This is a genomic window from Halomonas icarae, assembly GCF_009901955.1.
Taxonomy (GTDB): Bacteria; Pseudomonadota; Gammaproteobacteria; order Pseudomonadales; family Halomonadaceae; genus Halomonas; species Halomonas icarae.
In genome coordinates, this window is the sequence record NZ_WUTS01000001.1 from 917,675 (window position 1) to 934,441 (window position 16,767).

General features: G+C 67.0%; 11 protein-coding genes. 7 read left to right on the top strand and 4 right to left on the bottom strand.

The annotated features are described in order from the left end of the window. Positions 1-25 precede the first annotated feature (25 nt). The 7 genes from GRB80_RS04285 (at position 26) to GRB80_RS04315 (ending at position 10,187) form a co-directional block, all read left to right on the top strand. Positions 26-1,003, top strand: coding sequence for a calcium/sodium antiporter (locus GRB80_RS04285; RefSeq protein ID WP_161422647.1), 978 nt, complete (start codon positions 26-28; stop codon positions 1,001-1,003). 275 nt (positions 1,004-1,278) lie between these two features. Continuing rightward, positions 1,279-2,691 carry a cytochrome ubiquinol oxidase subunit I gene (locus GRB80_RS04290; RefSeq protein WP_161422648.1) on the top strand — a complete coding sequence of 471 codons (1,413 nt, stop codon included), beginning with the start codon at positions 1,279-1,281 and terminating at the stop codon, positions 2,689-2,691. A gap of 1 nt (position 2,692) precedes the next feature. Further along, positions 2,693-3,694 (top strand): cytochrome d ubiquinol oxidase subunit II, encoded by a 1,002-nt coding sequence (gene cydB / locus GRB80_RS04295; RefSeq protein ID WP_132041163.1) that lies wholly within the window; start codon positions 2,693-2,695, stop codon positions 3,692-3,694. Positions 3,695-3,697: 3 nt separating this feature from the next. After that, the gene (gene cydD, locus GRB80_RS04300) at positions 3,698-5,377 is read left to right on the top strand and encodes a thiol reductant ABC exporter subunit CydD (RefSeq protein ID WP_161422649.1); all 1,680 of its coding nucleotides are present in this window, start codon (positions 3,698-3,700) and stop codon (positions 5,375-5,377) included. Beyond that, positions 5,374-7,101, top strand: coding sequence for a thiol reductant ABC exporter subunit CydC (cydC, locus tag GRB80_RS04305; RefSeq protein WP_161422650.1), 1,728 nt, complete (start codon positions 5,374-5,376; stop codon positions 7,099-7,101). Before cydD ends, cydC begins: the two co-directional genes overlap by 4 nt. 31 nt (positions 7,102-7,132) lie before the next feature. Next, the gene (locus tag GRB80_RS04310) at positions 7,133-9,112 is read left to right on the top strand and encodes a DUF4139 domain-containing protein (protein WP_132041160.1); all 1,980 of its coding nucleotides are present in this window, start codon (positions 7,133-7,135) and stop codon (positions 9,110-9,112) included. Between the two features lie 82 nt (positions 9,113-9,194). Beyond that, complete coding sequence (locus GRB80_RS04315; RefSeq protein WP_132041159.1) at positions 9,195-10,187, top strand: adenosine deaminase; 993 nt, start codon at positions 9,195-9,197, stop codon at positions 10,185-10,187. Between the two features lie 129 nt (positions 10,188-10,316). Here GRB80_RS04315 and guaD read toward each other — a convergent pair whose 3' ends face one another. The 4 genes from guaD to xdhA are packed head-to-tail and all read right to left on the bottom strand — an operon-like array spanning position 10,317 to position 16,480. Then, entirely contained in the window at positions 10,317-11,636 is a 1,320-nt protein-coding gene (gene guaD, locus GRB80_RS04320; RefSeq protein WP_161422651.1) for a guanine deaminase, read from the bottom strand. Positions 11,637-11,674: 38 nt separating this feature from the next. Continuing rightward, entirely contained in the window at positions 11,675-12,547 is an 873-nt protein-coding gene (gene xdhC, locus GRB80_RS04325; RefSeq protein ID WP_161422652.1) for a xanthine dehydrogenase accessory protein XdhC, read from the bottom strand. Next, on the bottom strand, positions 12,544-14,961 hold the full coding sequence (xdhB, locus tag GRB80_RS04330) for a xanthine dehydrogenase molybdopterin binding subunit (RefSeq protein ID WP_161422653.1): 2,418 nt from the start codon (positions 14,959-14,961) through the stop codon (positions 12,544-12,546). Before xdhB ends, xdhC begins: the two co-directional genes overlap by 4 nt. Next, on the bottom strand, positions 14,945-16,480 hold the full coding sequence (gene xdhA, locus GRB80_RS04335) for a xanthine dehydrogenase small subunit (protein ID WP_161422654.1): 1,536 nt from the start codon (positions 16,478-16,480) through the stop codon (positions 14,945-14,947). The genes xdhB and xdhA overlap by 17 nt, the downstream gene beginning before the upstream one ends. Positions 16,481-16,767 lie beyond the last annotated feature (287 nt).

Genomic DNA, 16,767 nt, shown 5'->3' on the forward strand with positions numbered 1-16,767 from the left:
ATATGAATGTAACGGGAACGAGACGATGATCCTACCCGCGGTGGCGGTAGTCGCAGGATTGATCCTGCTGGTATGGAGCGCCGAGCGCTTCGTCGATGGCGCGGCGGCGACCTCGGGCCGCCTGGGGCTGTCGCCGCTGCTGATCGGTATGCTGGTGATCGGCTTCGGCACCTCGGCCCCGGAGCTGGTGGTCTCGGCGCTGGCGGCGGGGCAGGGTAACCCCGGCCTGGCGCTGGGTAACGCCTACGGCTCCAATATCGCCAATATCGGCTTGATCCTGGGGCTGGTGGCGCTGGTCGCGCCGCTGACGGTGCACTCCTCGGTAGTGCGTCGTGAACTGCCGGTGCTCGGCGTCGCAACACTGCTGTCGGCGCTGTTGATGTGGGGAGGCGTCATCGGTCGTCTCGAAGGCACGTTGCTGCTGATTCTGTTGGCTGCCTTCATGGGGGTGAGTATCTGGCGCGCCCGTTACGCGGGCTCGGATTCCCTGGCCGCCGATACCGAGGAGAGCCTGACGGCTCATCCCATGAGCCTGAAGGCCGGGCTGGTCTGGACCGGTGTCGGCCTTGTGCTGCTGGTGATCAGCTCGCGAATTCTGGTCTGGGGCGCCGTGGCCATCGCACAGAGCCTCGGAGTCAGCGACCTGATCATCGGGCTTACCGTGGTGGCGGTGGGCACGTCGCTGCCCGAACTCGCCTCATCGATAAGCGCGCTGCGTCGCAACGAGCATGACCTGGTGCTCGGCAATGTGGTGGGGTCCAACCTCTTCAACACTCTCGGCGTGGTGGGCCTGGCAGCGGTAATTCACCCCATCGAGGTGGGCGACGAAGTGCTGCTGCGGGACTGGAGTGTGATGACGGTCATGACACTGTTAATGACAGCATTCGCCATCGGCTGGCGGGGGAGGAAAGGACGCATCAACCGGTTTGAAGGCGCTGCGCTGCTTGCGATGTTCGTTGCTTATACCGCCTGGATGGTGCGCCTGGTACTGAGCGGCGGCTGACACCGGTGCGACAACGCGACGCGCAACTTATGGCGGCCAGAGGGGGGCAGCGAGGGTAGGATAGATCAAGATCAGCTCATAAGCTTATTTCCGCGATTGTTTTCGAGGTCGTCAACGCCTTGACGTGCGGCTGCTAGGCTATGGTTGTCCCAGGTGTCCAGGTGGAATGCGCCACGGCATCGGCAATGCCGGTTCCCGAAGCATAATGCGCCGTTGAGCGTGCAGACGCATCCCTTGCGACGGACTCGTGTCATCTGCGTAACGAGGCAAGCGCCATGGAACTGGATCCTTTGCTGTTGTCGCGACTGCAGTTCGCCTTTGTGGTCTCCTTTCATGCCATCTTCCCGGTGTTCACCATCGGCCTGGCATCCTATATTGCCGTGCTAAACGGCCTCTTCTACAAGACGGAAAACCCCGCCTGGGACCGCCTCGCCCAGTTCTGGACCCGGGTGTTCGCCGTGGTGTTCGGCATGGGGGTGGTATCGGGCATCGTCATGTCGTTTCAGTTCGGCACCAACTGGAGCAACTTCTCCTATGCCACCGCCAACTTTATCGGGCCGATGCTCAGCTATGAAGTGGTTACGGCCTTCTTCCTGGAGGCGGCCTTCCTCGGCGTGCTGCTGTTCGGGCGCGGCAAGGTACCCCAGGGGGTGCATCTGTTCGCCTCGATCATGGTGGCATTGGGCACGTTTATTTCCTCGTTCTGGATTCTTTCCGCCAATAGCTGGATGCAGACCCCGGCCGGTGCGGAGCTGATCGATGGCCGCTTCCATATCACCGACTGGTCGGCGGCGATCTTCAACCCGTCGTTCCCCTGGCGCTTCTCTCACAAGGTGATGGCGTCGTTCGTTACCGGTGGCTTCGTGGTAGCGGGCGTCAGCGCCTGGTACCTGCTGATCGGCCGCGATGTCGAGGCGAACCGCCGTGCGCTCTCCATGTGCCTGTGGCTGCTGCTCGTGCTGACTCCCGCCCAGGCGGTGATCGGCGATTTCCACGGCCTCAACACCCTGGAGCATCAGCCGACCAAGGTGGCCGCCATGGAGGGCCACTGGGAGACCAGCACCGATGTACCGCTGCTGCTGGCCGCCTGGCCCGATCAGGCGGCTCAGGACAACCGCTTCGAAATCGGCATCCCCAATCTGGCCAGCCTGATTCTGACTCACGATATTCATGGCGAGATACCGGGTATCAGCGAGGTGCCCCAGGATGAGCAACCAACGGTATGGCTGGTGTTCTGGTCGTTCCGGGTCATGGTCGGTCTGGGCATGCTGATGATCGGTGTCTCCCTGGTGGGGCTGTGGTTGCGTCGCGGCGGCCGCCTCTATCGGCAGCGAGGCTACCTGCAGCTGCTGAGGCTGATGAGCGTGACGCCCTTTGTCGCGGTGCTGGCCGGATGGTTCGTGACCGAAACGGGCCGTGCCCCCTGGCTGGTCTACGGACTCATGACCCACGCCGAAGGGCTCACTCCGTCACTGACCGGAGGCATGGCGCTGTTTACCCTGATCGGCTACATGACGGTCTATGCCGTGGTGTTTGCCTGCGGCCTCTACTATCTCACCCGCGTGGTGCGCCAGGGCATGCTGCCTGCATCGGGTGGCGATGCCGATCCTTCGCCCCACGCCAAGCGGCCCTTCTCGGCAGCCAATGCCCGCTTCGATGACGATGCGGCCCCAACCTGGAGGCAGTGATATGGAATCCTTCGACCTCTCCATGATCTGGGCGGTGATCATCGGCTTCGGCGTGATCATGTACGTACTGATGGACGGTTTCGACCTGGGGCTCGGCATCCTCTACCCCTTCGCGCCGAGCGAGGAGGCCCGGGACGTGATGATGAACTCCGTCGCCCCGGTATGGGACGGCAACGAGACCTGGCTGGTGCTGGGCGGGGCCGGGCTGCTGGGGGCCTTTCCGCTGGTCTACTCGGTCTACCTGCCGGCCCTCTATATCGGGGTCTTTCTGATGCTTGCCGGCCTGATCTTCCGTGGCATCGCCTTCGAGTTTCGTTTCAAGTCGCGGCGCAACCGGGCGTGGTGGAACCGCGCTTTCTGCTGGGGATCGGCGGTCGCCGCCTTCGCCCAGGGCGCCGTGGTGGGGGCCTATATCGAGGGCTTCCCGGTCGAGGACTTCGTCTTCGTCGGAGGGGCCATGGACTGGTTGACGCCCTTCGCGGTCTTGACGGGCATCAGCCTGATGGTCGGCTATGCCCTGCTGGGGGCCACCTGGCTGATCCTCAAGTCTGAGGGCGAGATCCAGCGCTGGGCCTATCGCATCACCCCGGTCCTGCTGCTGGCGGTGCTCTCCGCCTTCGCCATGATCAGCGTCTGGACCCCGCTGGTGGATCCCGCGGTGTTCCAGCGCTGGTTCGATCATATTCATCTGATCTGGGTGCTGCCGGCCCTGGCCCTGGCCTGTGCCGCCTGGCTGTTGCTGGCGGTCCATCGGCGCCAGGAGGGGCAGCCCTTCATCGCCACGCTGGGGCTCTTCCTCTTCACCTATCTAGGCCTGGTGGCCAGCAAGTGGCCGGTGATCGTGCCTCCCGACTACACGATCTGGGACGCCGCCTCGGCACCCGAGTCGCAGCTCTTCCTGCTGATCGGTGTGCTCTTCGTGATTCCCATCGTGCTGGCCTATACCGCCTGGTCCTACTGGGTGTTCCGCGGCAAGGTCCGTCCCGGCGACGGCTACCACTAGTCGGTGGGCCGTCGTAATAGTGCCACCGGGCAAGCCTCCCGGTGGCTGGCCGCTTATGCCGCCGAGGAGCGCTGGCGCCTGAACCTGGCGGTCGCCGCCGGTGTGGTGGCCGCCCTGGCCACCCTGGGCCAGCTGGTGCTGCTCGCTCATTTTATCAGCGAGCTGCTGGTGGCCCAGGCGCCGCTGGTGAGACTGACTCCCCTGGCGCTGGGCATGCTGGGGCTGCTGCTGGTGCGCAGCCTGGCGTTGTTCCTTCAGGAGCGGCTGGGGCTCGTTGCCAGCCTGGCCCTGCGTCGGCGGATACGCGGCGAGCTACTCGATCATCTGGCCAGGCTGGGGCCGGCGGGGCTCTCCAACAGACACTCGGCGTCACTGGCCAGTCAGCTGGTCGAGCAGGTGGAGGCTCTGGATGGCTATATGGCGCGTTATCGCCCCCAGCTCGCCCTGGCCATACTCCAGCCGTTGATGGTGCTCGTGGCGGTGGCCTGGCTCGACTGGCTGGCGGCGCTCTTCCTGCTGCTATCGGCGCCACTGATACCCCTGTTCATGGCCCTGGTAGGCATGGGGGCCGAGCGCCTCAATCGAGAGCAGTTCGAGGCGGTCTCACGCCTGTCGGGCCACTTCATCGATCGGGTCCGGGCGGTCACTACCCTGCAGCTCTTCGGTCGCACCCAGGAGGCGACGGCCGAGGTGCACGCTGCCGCCGACGACTATCGCCGGCGCAGCCTGCGCACCCTGCGCGTGGCCTTTCTCTCCTCGGCGGTGCTGGAATTCTTCGCCTCGGTGGCGATCGCCATGGTGGCGATCTATGTCGGGTTCGGCCTGCTCGGCTATATCACATTCGGCCCCTCGCCGGAGCTGACCCTATTCAGCGGCCTATTGGTGTTGCTGCTCGCTCCGGAGTTCTTCCAGCCGCTGCGTGTGCTCTCCCAGCACTATCATGACCGGGCCGCGGCCTTGGGCGCCGCCGACGGGCTGATGGCGCTGCTCGCCGAGAGCGTCGAGGAGCTGCGCGGTAGCGGCGGTGAAGAAGCGCCCGCCGCTTGCGTATCCGAGGGGTTGATTCGCCTCGAGGCGGCCACGGTGAGCTATCCTCAACGCGGCCGCGTGCTCGGCCCCCTCGACCTGACCCTGGTGCCTGGCGAGGTGCTGGTGATAAGCGCCCCCTCAGGGGGAGGAAAGTCGACGCTGCTTCACCTGCTGGCGGGCTTTGTTGGCCCCGAGGGGGGAAGGCGGCGGATGGCGCCCGGGCTGCGCTACGCCTGGATGGATCAGCGGCCGCTGCTGGTCAAGGGCAGCCTGGCCGATAACCTGCGCCTGGCGGCACCGCAGGCGGACGTATCGGCCATGTACCGAGCCCTGGAGCGTGCCGGCCTGGGCGAGTTGCTGGCACGCCTGCCCGAGGGGCTCGGTACACCGCTGGGCGAGCGCGGTGCGGGACTCTCCGGTGGTCAAGCCCAGCGGCTGGCGCTCGCCAGAGTCTTCCTGTGCGATGCTCCGCTGGTGCTGCTCGATGAGCCCACGGCGAGTCTGGATGCCGCGACCGAGGCGGATGTCATCGCGGCGCTGAGAGAGCTGGCCCGGGAGGGGCGTTGTCTGGTGATTGCTACCCACCATCCGGCGTTGATGGCGCTGGCCGACCGGGGCCTGATGCTCGATCAACAGGGAGAGCGCATTCGATGAGAGAGCCTGTGGAGGAGCGTGGTGACCTGTGGGGCGAACTGGCTCCCTGGCTGCAACTGCTGGCATGCCGTCGCGGGCGGCTGGCCGCTGGCGTCGGGTTGATGGCACTGACGCTGCTGTCGGCGATCGGCCTGCTGGCACTGTCCGGCTGGTTTATCACCGCCACCGGCCTCACCGGCATGCTGCTGGCGGCAGGGGCGGCGGCACGCCTGGACGTCTATCTACCGGGAGGCGGCATCCGCACCTTTGCGGTGACGCGAACCGTGGCTCGCTATCTGGAACGCCTCTACAATCACGACACGGTGCTGCGACTGCTCGCCGATCTGCGCGGACGACTGTTCGGTGTGATCGCCGGCCTCGATGCGCACGCCCTGAGAGAGCGGCGCGCCAGCGACTGGCTCAATCGGTTGACCGCCGATATCGATACCCTGGACAGCCTCTACCTGCGGCTACTGGCGCCGGCCGCGGTGTCGCTGGTCGCCACCCTGGGGCTTGGAGGCTTCCTGGCCCTCTGGACGCCCATGGCAGGGCTCGTGGTCGGAGGCGTGTTGCTGTTCGGCTGGGGCTGGTTGGTGGTCGGTCAGGCGCGCCAGGGAATGGCCGCCAGTCGGCGCCAGGTCACCACTCGCGAGTTACTGCGAGGGCGCCTGGTGGAACAGATGCAGGGCATGGCTGAGCTGGAGGCCTATGGTGCCCTTGCACCTCATCGTCAGCGGATCGAAGCCCTGGAGGCGGAGCTCTATCGGGATCAGCGCCGGCTCGGGACCCTGGTGGCGCTGGGCAATGCCCTTGTCACACTGCTGGTGGGAGGAGCGGCACTCACGGCGCTGTGGCTCGCCGCCACGGCCTGGCAGGCCGACATGCTTACCGGACCGCTGGCGGTGATGATGCCCCTTGCCGTGCTGGCCATGAACGAGGCCCTGACCGGCCTTCCCGCTGCCTTTACCTGGCTGGGCGCCACCCGGGGCGCGGCGGCGCGGCTCAACGGGCTGCGCCGGGCGGCGCCTCAGTCGCCGGCGGTGAAGAGTGGCCGGGCTACACCTCCTGGCCCTCTTGCGGTATGCCTCGACAGGGTATCGCTGCACTACCCTGGGGCGCCGCTGGCGGCTCTGGAGGGGCTTTCGTTGCGGCTCGCTGCCGGTGAGCGGCTGGTGCTGTGCGGTGTCTCGGGGGCGGGCAAGTCGAGTGTTGCGGGGCTGCTGCTGCGTCAGCTCACGCCCAGCGCCGGCGAGATCCTGCTGGGAGGCGTGGCCCTGGACGCCTGGCCAGAGGTATCGCTTCGCCGGCGAGTGGCCGCGCTGACCCAGCATGTCGATCTGCTCGATGACAGCCTGGCCGCCAACCTGTGCCTGGCCCGACCGGAGGCGGAGGAGGGGGCATTATGGGCGGCGCTGGTCTGGGTCGAGCTGGCCGACTGGGCGATGACGTTGCCCGCAGGCCTCGCCACTCGAGTCGGCGAGGGGGGGCGGCGCCTCTCCGGTGGCCAGGCGCGACGCCTGGCCCTGGCCCGCCTGTACCTGCTGGATCCCGATCTGGTGATTCTTGACGAGCCCTTCGCCAGCCTCGATGCCGCCACCGTGGCGCGGCTGAGCCCTCGACTGAATGCCTGGCTCGAGGGGCGTACCACGCTCTACCTCGTGCATCAGCTGGATGGCGGAGATTTCGATCCACCCGGGATCGATCACCGCCTGACACTGGTCCAAGGCCGAGTGAGCTCTACCTGAGCCATTCTTTCACGCTTCACAAGGAGACGATATGACGGTCAGGGATGCAGTATCCGAGCGGGGGCGTCGCCACTCCTCCCTTCGCCTCGTCATCCTGCTGGCAGGGGCATGGCCAGTAGGCTCGGCCACGGCCGCCGAGCTGCCCATCGAGGCGGTGACGCTCTCCTCCGGCGGCCTGGCCGAGGTGCAGCGCAGGGCCAGCCTCGAGGGAGATGGCACCCTCTATCTGGAGGTGCCCCTGGAGCAGGTCAACGATGTGCTCAAGAGCCTGATGGTGCGTGACCCGGCGGGGCGCCTTCAGGGGCTCAGCCTCGATGGCCTGGCGACGCTGGAGGAGACCTACCGTCGACTGCCCTTTGGCCCGGAGGACCTTGGCTCGATAGCCCGGCTGGCCGATAGCCTGCAGGGGGTCAAGGTAAGGGTGAGCTCCGGTGGGCAGCGTCTCGAGGGACTGCTGCTGGGTGTCGCGGAGCATGGCGTCGAGGAAAGTGGACGCGCCGTGCAGACTCTGTCGCTGCTCGATGAAGAGGGGGGCGTGGCCACATTGCGCCTGGGCGACGATGCCCGCCTCGAGGTGCTGGATCCTGCCCTGCGTGAGCGCCTGGCCGAGGCCGCCGAGGTCAGTGGCCGCGCCCGCACCGATGAGATGCGTCGCATCGCCATCGACCTCGATGGCGAGGGCGAACGCGATGTGTCGCTGACCTATGTGGTGGCGGCACCGGTCTGGAAGAGTACCTATCGACTGCTGCTCGAGGCCGATAACGAGGCTCACCTGCAGGCTTGGTCGGTGATCGAGAATGCCAGCGGCAGCGACTGGAGTGATGTGGCGCTGACGCTCTCCAGCGGTGCCCCCGTCACCCTGACCCAGCGTCTGCTGGAGCGCTACTGGCCAGCGCGCACGGAGGTGCCGGTCACTGCCGACAGCATCGCACCGGTGCGGCCCGACGAGGGTGCCATGGAGGCGCTTTACGGTGCCAAGGCCGAATCCATGATGGCCTATGGCGACGCTGCAGTGAGCCGCAGCGCAGCGGCACCGTCTGCCCCGGCATCGCGCCCCGAGGTGGTCGAGAGCGCCACGGCGGCCACCTGGCGCCTGCCCACTTCGGTGGATCTCGCGGCGGGGCGAACCCTCTCGCTGCCCTATATCGATGCCGTCGTGCCGGCCCGTCGTGTTTCGCTCTACCAGCCTGAACGCGGCGAGCGTCACCCGGTGGCGGCGGTGCGTCTGGAGAACACCACGGACGCCTGGCTGCCTCCGGGGCTGGTGACCGTCTATGACGCAGGAGTGGGGCACGTGGGTGATGTTAACCTGCCCGGGATTCCCGCCGGAGAGTCGCGTCTGGCCAGCTTCGCCGCCGACCGCAAGGTGCGTATCGCCGCGAGCTCCCACCCCGAGGAGCGGCTCGAACGCATGGTCATCGTCGATGGTGCCTTGCGGATCACTCATCAGTCGCGGCGAGTGACGCGCTATGCGGTAGAGAACGATGCCCGTGAGGCGCGAGAAGTGTTGATCGAGCACCCCCGCCGCAGCGGCTGGGAGTTCGCCTCCGAGGCCCTGATGGAGAGCACCCCCCGCCATCATCGCCTGGCGCTTGCGCTCGCGCCTGGCGAGAGCGGTGAGGTCATGGCGCGTGAGACTCGGGTGCGGCGTCAGAGCATGGCGTTGGCGAATGCCGGCGTGGCTCAGCTGATCGAGTGGCGAGATGCCGCCGACGGCGAGACCTCGGTGCAACTCGAGCGGGTTCTGGAGCGTCGCCGGGCGCTGGACGCGGTGGAACAGGAGCTGGAAGATGTCGAGGAGCGGCTGGCGCGAGCCGTCGAACGCCAGGCGCGAATTCGTGACAATCTGGCTGCGGTGGGCTCTGACAACGCTCTCGGCCAGCGCTATCTAGGGGATCTCGAGGCCGCAGAGGAGAAGATCGCCTCGCTGGAGGCGCAGCGTGAGACCCTCGAGGCCGAGCGGGAAACGCGTCGCGAGACCCTGGCCGAGACGCTGCGTGAGTTATCGTAGTTGCGTTGACAGCCGCGTCTTTCGTGTTGGCGCGCTTTCTTTCAGCATGGCTCCATATCGTTCCAGGAGAGTGAGATAAGCGATGCGAGACTTCCTGACCCGACTGCCCAAGGTTGAGCTGCACCTGCATATCGAAGGCACCCTGGAGCCCGAGCTGATGTTTGCCCTGGCCGAGCGCAACGGCGTCACGCTGCCCTACGCCTCGGTGGAGGAGGTGCATGCCGCCTATGACTTCAGCGATCTGCAATCCTTTCTCGACCTCTACTATCAGGGGATGAGCGTATTGCAGACCGCCCGGGACTTTCATGATCTGGCCATGGCCTACTTTCGCCGTGCCCATGCCGAGGGCGTGGTGCATGTGGAGATGCACTTCGACCCCCAGGCACACCTCGTGCGGGGCGTCGGTCTGGCGGTCGTCATGGAGGGGCTCTCCCTGGCATGCCGCGAGGCCGAGAGGGAGCTGGGTCTCTCCACGGCACTGATCATGGCGTTTCTGCGCGACCGTGATGCCGATGAGGCGATGTGGGTGCTGGAGCAGGCGTCGCCCTATTGGGAGATGCTCGATGCCGTGGGGCTGGATAGCGCCGAACTGGGCAATCCGCCGGAGGCGTTCAGTGAGGTCTTCGAACGGGCTCGCCGTCTGGGGATTCCACGGGTAGCGCATGCCGGCGAGGAGGGCCCCCCCGAGTACATTCGCAACGCTCTCGACCGGCTCGACGTGTGTCGTATCGATCACGGGGTGCGTTGCCTGGAGGACCCGGCCCTGGTGGCCCGGCTGCGCGACGAGCAGGTGGTGTTAACGGTATGTCCGCTCTCCAATCTGCGCCTCAGGGTGGTTGAACGGCTCGAGGAGCACCCGCTGCCACGGATGCTGGCCGAAGGGCTCAATGTGACCCTCAATTCCGACGACCCCGCCTACTTCGGCGGCGGCATGCTCGCCAACTTCCTGGCCTGCAAGCGCGCCTTCGGCTGGGGCAAGGAGACCTTCAGGCGCCTGGCCGGCAACGCCATCGAGGCCGCCTTCGTCGATGAGGCACGCCGCCAGGAGTGGCGTCGACAGCTGGAAGAGGCCTGACCGGCCAGACGTATCGTCATGACCGAAGACGGCAGCCCAGAGGCTGCCGTCTTGCTATCCAGGCCCGGCGCATGGTCAGGCCTGCATCATCCTATCGGGCTCAACAGCTACAAATGGATATGACCGGTATCAGCCATCGCGACGATGCTGTAGCCGACCATCGGCCCAGGTCTCGGCGACACAGCGGTCGTCTCCCATCATCATCAGCGCAAAGAGCGTCTCGGCCAGGCTTTGACTGCGGGCGGTTCGTCGCGCCAGCAGCGGGGTGGCGGCGGGGTCGAGAACCACGAAGTCGGCATCCATTCCCGGCGCCAGGCGGCCGATATGATCGTCGAGGGAGAGGGCGCGGGCGTTGCCCAGTGTCAGCCCAAAGAGGCCTTGCCAGGCGGTGAGGGGCTGTCCACGCAGCTGGCCTACCTGGTAGGCGGCCTTGAGCGTTGCCAGGCCCGAGAGGTCAGTGCCGCCGCCAACATCGCTGGCAAAGGTGACGTTCAACGCCCTCTCCCGGGCAGCCTGACGGTCGAACAATCCGCTGCCCAGGAAGAGATTGGAGCTGGGGCAGAAGGCCAGGTTGGCTCCGCGTTCGGCCAGCCGTGTGCGCATCTCGTTGTCGAGGTGGATGCCATGGGCGAAGGTACTGCGCGGGCCGACCAGCCCCGACTGTTCATAGACCTCCAGGTAGTCCCGACTGCCCGGGAAGAGCTCAGCGACCCAGTCGAGTTCGCCGGTGTTCTCGGCCAGGTGGGTCTGGACCCACAGGCTGGCGTCGCTGCGCAGCACCCCTCCTGCGGCGTCGAGCTGCGCGCGAGTGGAGGTCGGGGCGAAGCGCGGCGTCAGGCTGTAGCCTAGCCGCCCCTTGCCGTGCCAGTCGCCGATCAGTCGCTCACTGTCCCGGATGCCCCCCTCGAGGTCGTCGGTCAGCCCTGCCGGAGCGTGGCGGTCCATCAGTACCTTGCCTGCCAGCATGCACAGGCCGCGGCGGTGACTGGCGGCGAAGAAGGCATCCACCGAGGCGGGATGGCTGGAGCAGAACACCTGAGCGGTGGTGGTGCCGACCCGCAACAGCTCGTCGAGAAAGGCATCGGACAGCGCCGCGGCGTGGTCGCGGTCGGCGAAGCGCTGCTCCTCAGGGAAGGTGTAGTCATTGAGCCAGTCGAGCAACTGGCGTCCGTAGGAGGCGATGATCTCGAGTTGCACATAGTGGACATGGCTATCGATAAAGCCCGGGACAATCAGCTTGCCGCGGTGATCGATCACCTCGGTGTCGGGGGGCAGGGTCGGTGCCAGGCGGGTGTACTCCTCCACCGCCCGGATCCGACCATGCTCGATCCACAGGGCGCCATCGGCGATATGGCGCACACTGCCCGGGGCGGGCGTGTCGCTGTCGCCGGGGTCGGCATCGAAGCTCAGCAGTTCGGCGCGCAGCACGCGCGAGTCAGACTTTGTCATCACGTTGTCGAGGCTCAGTGGGTCTTTTGGGTCGCTGGCTAGAAGAGAGCGCGCAGCTCGGCCGAGTCAAGGCCCCGTTGGTCGGGGCGTTCGTTATCCGCCACCAGTGGCAACAGCTCGGCCACGGTGGCCAGGGCGATGGCGTAGGGGCGCTTGTCGCCGCCACGCTGTTGGCTTCCCTCCGGGCCTGCCATCATGCCCATGGGACAGCGCACCCGGGCCAGGGCGGCCTCATCGTGGCCGGCGTCGCGCAGACGCGAGCGGAAGCTTGCCCACTTGCTCCGGGAGCCGATCAGGCCGATGGAGGCGCAGTCACCGCGTCGCAGCAGGGCGTCTACCAGGGCGCGGTCCTCGGCATGGTCGTGGGTCATCACCAGACAGTGGGCGCCCGGGGGCAGGGCGCCCACGGCGGCCTCGGGGTCCGGTGCCGGACGGCATGCCAGCCGCGCCTGGTGGGATGCCCAGTCGGGAAAGACGCCCTCGCGGCTGTCGTGCCATAGCAGCTGCCAGCCGAGCGGCTCGACCAGGCGGGCGATCTCGCTGCCCACATGGCCGGCGCCGAATAGCGCCAGGGTGGTGGTGCTGCCGGGGAAGACCTCGATCAGCACATTGACGAAGCCACCACAGCACTGGCCACTGCGACCGCCCAGGCTGAAGGCTTCCAGGCTGATGCCGGGCTGCGGTTGCCCGTCATCACCGGCCAGGCGCTGCCTAGCGGCGGCGATGGTCTGCCACTCGAAGGTGCCACCTCCCAGGGTGTCGTAGACGGCGTCTGTGGTGATCACCATGCGTGCCCCGGGCTCGCGTGGCGTCGAGCCGGCGCTGGTGACCTGAGTGGCCAGGGCGTGGGGCACGCCCTCCTGCTGCAGGCGGTGAAGGGCGGCGTGCCAGCATTCCGGGCGCGCACTCATGGCACTACCTCCTCGCTGGGCCGTGTCTCCAGATGGGCATGGCGGCGCAACGCCTCGGCGGCCATCAATACCCGCTCCGGCGTTGCCGGGGTGTCCAGACGCGGTGCCTCACGGTAGTTCACCAGGCTTGCCAGGGCATCGCGCAGCGCCGACCACACCGAGATGGCCAGCATGAAGGGGGGCTCGCCCACCGCCTTGGAGCGGTAGAGGCTGGCCATGGAGTTGGGGTGGCCCTCCATCAGCTCGACGTTGAACACCGGCGGCAGGTCGCCGAAGGTGGGGATCTTGTAGGTGGCTGGTCCTTCGTTGAGCAGGCGCCCGTCGCCGTTCCACCTGAGCTCCTCGCTGGTCAGCCAGCCCATGCCCTGGATGAAACCACCTTCGACCTGGCCCAGGTCGATGGCCGGGTTGAGCGAGTCGCCGACGTCGTGAAGGATGTCGACGCGTGTCACCTGATACTCCCCCGTCAGGGTGTCGACCTGGACCTCACTGACGGCGGCGCCGAAGGCGTAGTAGTAGAAGGGGCGCCCCTTGCCGGTTTCGCGGTCATAGTGGATCAGCGGGGTGGCATAGAAGCCCTTCTCGGAGAGCGATATCCGCCCGAAGTAGGCCGCCTGCACCAGCTCACCCCAGGGGATGCGCCGCTGGCTCTCGCCGCTGCCGGCCACCAGGTGGCCCGCTTCCAGGCGCATGCCGTCGCGCTCCAGCCCCTGGTCGGCATGCAGATTCGCGGCGGCGAAGTCGAAGAGCCGCTCCTTGAGCCTGAGACAGGCGTCCCGGGCGGCCATGCCGTTGAGGTCGGCGCCGCTGGAGGCGGCCGTCGGTGAGGTGTTGGGAACCTTGTCGGTGCGGGTGGCGGTGATGCGTACCGCCTCGAGATCCAGCCCCAGCTCGCGTGCCACCACCTGGCAGATCTTGGTATGCAGCCCCTGACCCATCTCGGTGCCGCCGTGATTGATCTGCACGCTACCGTCGGTATAGACGTGGAGCAGGGCGCCGGCCTGGTTGAGGTGCTGGGCGGTGAAGGAGATGCCGAACTTCACCGGCGTCAGCGCCAGTCCGCGCTTGAGCACGGGGCTTTGGGCATTGAAGTCGATGATCTCGCGGCGACGCTGCCAGTACTCGCTGGAGGTCTCCAACCGCTCGACCAGCTCGTGCAGCAGGCCGAGCTGCTCCACCGTCTGACCATAGTGGGTGGTACGACGCAGGGGCGCCTCGCCACCGCGGTAGAGGTTGCGCTTGCGAATGGTCAGCGGGTCCTCGCCGACACGCCGCGCAATATCGTCCATGGCCGCTTCGATTACCATCATGCCCTGGGGCCCCCCGAAGCCACGGAAGGCGGTGTTGGAGGCGAAGTGGGTGCGTGCTCGGTGGCCGGTGACCCGGGCCTGGCCCAGCGAGTAGGCATTATCGGCGTGGAACATGGCGCGGTCGACGATCGCCTCGGAGAGGTCCGGCGAGTATCCGCAGTCACCGATCAGGGTAAGTTCGCCGCCCTGGATCACGCCCGCCTCGTCGATGCCCAGCCGGTAGCGATTGTGGAAGGGGTGGCGCTTGCCGGTGGCGCGCATGTCCTCGGCGCGGGGCAGGCGTAGCTTGGCGGCACGCCCGGTGCGACGGCTGATCAGGGCGGCGATGCACGCCCACGGCGAGGCCTGGGTCTCCTTGCCTCCGAAGCCGCCCCCCATGCGGCGCACCTCCACCGTCACCGCATGCAGGGGAATGCCCAACACCTCGGCGACCAACTTCTGGGTCTCGCTGGGGTGCTGGTTGGAGGTGTGAACCACGACGCCCTCGTCCTCGGTGGGCGTCACCAGGCAGGCCTGGCCCTCGAGATAGAAGTGCTCCTGACCGCCGACAAACTGCTCGCCCTCCACGACCGAGGAGGCCATGGCGAGGGTGGCCTGCCAGTCGCCGCTCTCCTGAACGTGGGTCGGGCGCACGAGCTCGCCGCGCTCGGCGGCGGCCACCGGGTCGAGGCTGGCCGGCTGCTCGTCGATCTTCACGACGCCTGCGTCCATGGCGGCCTTGACCGCCTCTCGGGCGGCGCGCTGGCTCTGTGCGGCGATGGCGAACAGGACCTGGCCCGCGTAGCTGATCTCTTCTTCCACAAAGATCGGATCGCCGGGAAATACCGGACCGATATCGGTATGCCCCGGCACGTCGTGAAAGCCGACCGCGTCGACCACGCCGGGCAGGGCGCGCACCCGCTCCATGTCGACCGGCGCCAGGCGGCCGTGGGCCACCGGAGAGAGCGCCAGTGCCAGGTGCAGGCATCCCGCCGGCGCCTGAATATCATCGATATAGGTGGCTCGCCCGGTCACGTGTTTGATCGCGCTTTCGTGGGCGTGAGCGTGGGTGCTGCTGGCGGTGGCGCTTCCCTGGCGCTGGCGGGGCTTAGTGAGCGTACGCATGGAGCATGACCTCCCGGGAGCCGTGGGAATTGTTGTCGAGTTGATCTCTTTGACTCACAACCAGACGCAGCCGTTCGAGCAGGTTGGCGGCGCTGAGGCGGCGGTAGTTGGCGCTGCCGCGCACATCACTCATGGGCTGGAAGTCCGTCTCGAGGGCGGCACGGGCCGCAGCGAAGGCCGCAGGTGTAGGGGCGTATCCCTCCAGGGCCGCCTCGGCCGCGAGGGCGCGTTTGGGGGTCGCCGCCATGCCGCCGAAGGCCAGGCGCACGTCGCGCATCACGCCGTCGTCGAGGCGCCAGGTAAAGGCGCCGAGTACCGCAGAGATATCATCCTCACGACGCTTCGAGAGCTTCCAGATCCTCAGTTCCCGTTCGGGCTGGGGGTGGGGCAGGAAAATGGCGCGAATCACCTCGCCCGGGCGCAGTTCGGTGCGCTTGTAATCGAGGAAGAATTCATCGAGGGGGAGCTCGCGTTCGACGACTTCTTCACCGCTTCCTCCTTCACCGTCTCCGGGACCCGCCAGCCAGAGGCGACTGCCCAGGGCGAGCAGCACCGGCGGGGTGTCGCCGATGGGCGAGGCGTTGGCGATATTGCCACCCAGGGTGCCGCGGTTGCGTACCTGGGCCGAGCCCAGACGATGGAGCAGATGCTCGAAGGCGGGGTAGTGCTCGGCCAGCAGCGGCTCGAGCCGTGCATAGGTCACCGCCCCGCCGACCCACCAGCCTTGCCGTCCGTCATCCAGCGTGGTCGGCTCGATGTGCTGGAGCTCGGGGACCCGGGTCAGGTCCACGACGCGCGGGAAGCGGGCCAGGCGTTGGGTCACCTCGAGCCAGAGATCGGTGCCCCCGGCGACCAGTGGCGCCTCGGGATGCGCCCGGCGCTCGGCGATCAGTGCCTCCAGCGAGGCGGGCTGAATAAAGCCGAACGCCTTCTGCTGGGAGGCCGGTTCGGCGCTCTCTGTCTTATCGACCTCCTCGACATCGTTGCTTTCCGAAGCTGCCGGCTCCCAGACCCTGACGGCGGGGTAGTGGTAGTCACCCATGGTCATGGCGGCATCGCGAATCGGGCGATAGCCGGTGCAGCGGCAGAGGTTGCCGCCAAGCGTTGCCTCCAGGCGCGCCGCCGTCAGCGGAGCAGGTGCGCGTTGTTGTTCTTCGTGGAGGGTAAACAGCGACATCACGATCCCCGGGGTACAGAAGCCACACTGGCTGGCGTGGCACGCGACCATGGCCGCCTGTGCCGGGTGCAGGGCATCGCCCCGGGCCAGCCCCTCGACGGTTACCAGGGCGCGATCGTTGAGCTGATGAGCGGGTGTGATGCAGGCGTTGGCGGCCTGATAGCGAAGGGTACCCTGGTCGTCGCGCTCGCCGATGGCCACGGTGCAGGCGCCGCAGTCACCGGTGGCGCAGCCCTCCTTGGTACCGGTCTGGCCCAGGGTGTCGCGCAGCAGCTCGAGCACGCTGGTGTCGGGCGTCGCCTCGCACCGGCGCGGTTGGCCGTTGAGCAGGAATTCAATCATCACCGTTCTCTTGTGGTTGGAATTCGGCCGGTGGCGGAATCCGAGGCTTTGCTGTCAGGGGGAGCCTCGAACCCGTCTGACCGATCGGTCAGGAAGACTTTTAGCTTGGTTCATGAAAGGGAGGAATGCAAGCTCTGGCCCGACTGCTCCAGGGCAATCGCAAGATAGCTTGGCAGCCTGGTGGCTCGGGGCTGATCTGGCGACAAGCCTACGAGGAGGCGCTGTGAATACTTCCCTGTACGCTACCGACGCCTTCCCTGGCGTAGGACCTCCTCTTCGGCTTGTCC

Coding starts and splice junctions, on each gene's coding strand:
- GRB80_RS04285 (WP_161422647.1), top strand. CDS start 26: ATGATCCTACCCGCGGTGGCGGTAGTCGCAGGATTGATCCTGCTGGTA.
- GRB80_RS04290 (WP_161422648.1), top strand. CDS start 1,279: ATGGAACTGGATCCTTTGCTGTTGTCGCGACTGCAGTTCGCCTTTGTG.
- cydB (WP_132041163.1), top strand. CDS start 2,693: ATGGAATCCTTCGACCTCTCCATGATCTGGGCGGTGATCATCGGCTTC.
- cydC (WP_161422650.1), top strand. CDS start 5,374: ATGAGAGAGCCTGTGGAGGAGCGTGGTGACCTGTGGGGCGAACTGGCT.
- GRB80_RS04310 (WP_132041160.1), top strand. CDS start 7,133: ATGACGGTCAGGGATGCAGTATCCGAGCGGGGGCGTCGCCACTCCTCC.
- GRB80_RS04315 (WP_132041159.1), top strand. CDS start 9,195: ATGCGAGACTTCCTGACCCGACTGCCCAAGGTTGAGCTGCACCTGCAT.
- guaD (WP_161422651.1), bottom strand. CDS start 11,636: ATGACAAAGTCTGACTCGCGCGTGCTGCGCGCCGAACTGCTGAGCTTC.
- xdhC (WP_161422652.1), bottom strand. CDS start 12,547: ATGAGTGCGCGCCCGGAATGCTGGCACGCCGCCCTTCACCGCCTGCAG.
- xdhB (WP_161422653.1), bottom strand. CDS start 14,961: ATGCGTACGCTCACTAAGCCCCGCCAGCGCCAGGGAAGCGCCACCGCC.
- xdhA (WP_161422654.1), bottom strand. CDS start 16,480: ATGATTGAATTCCTGCTCAACGGCCAACCGCGCCGGTGCGAGGCGACG.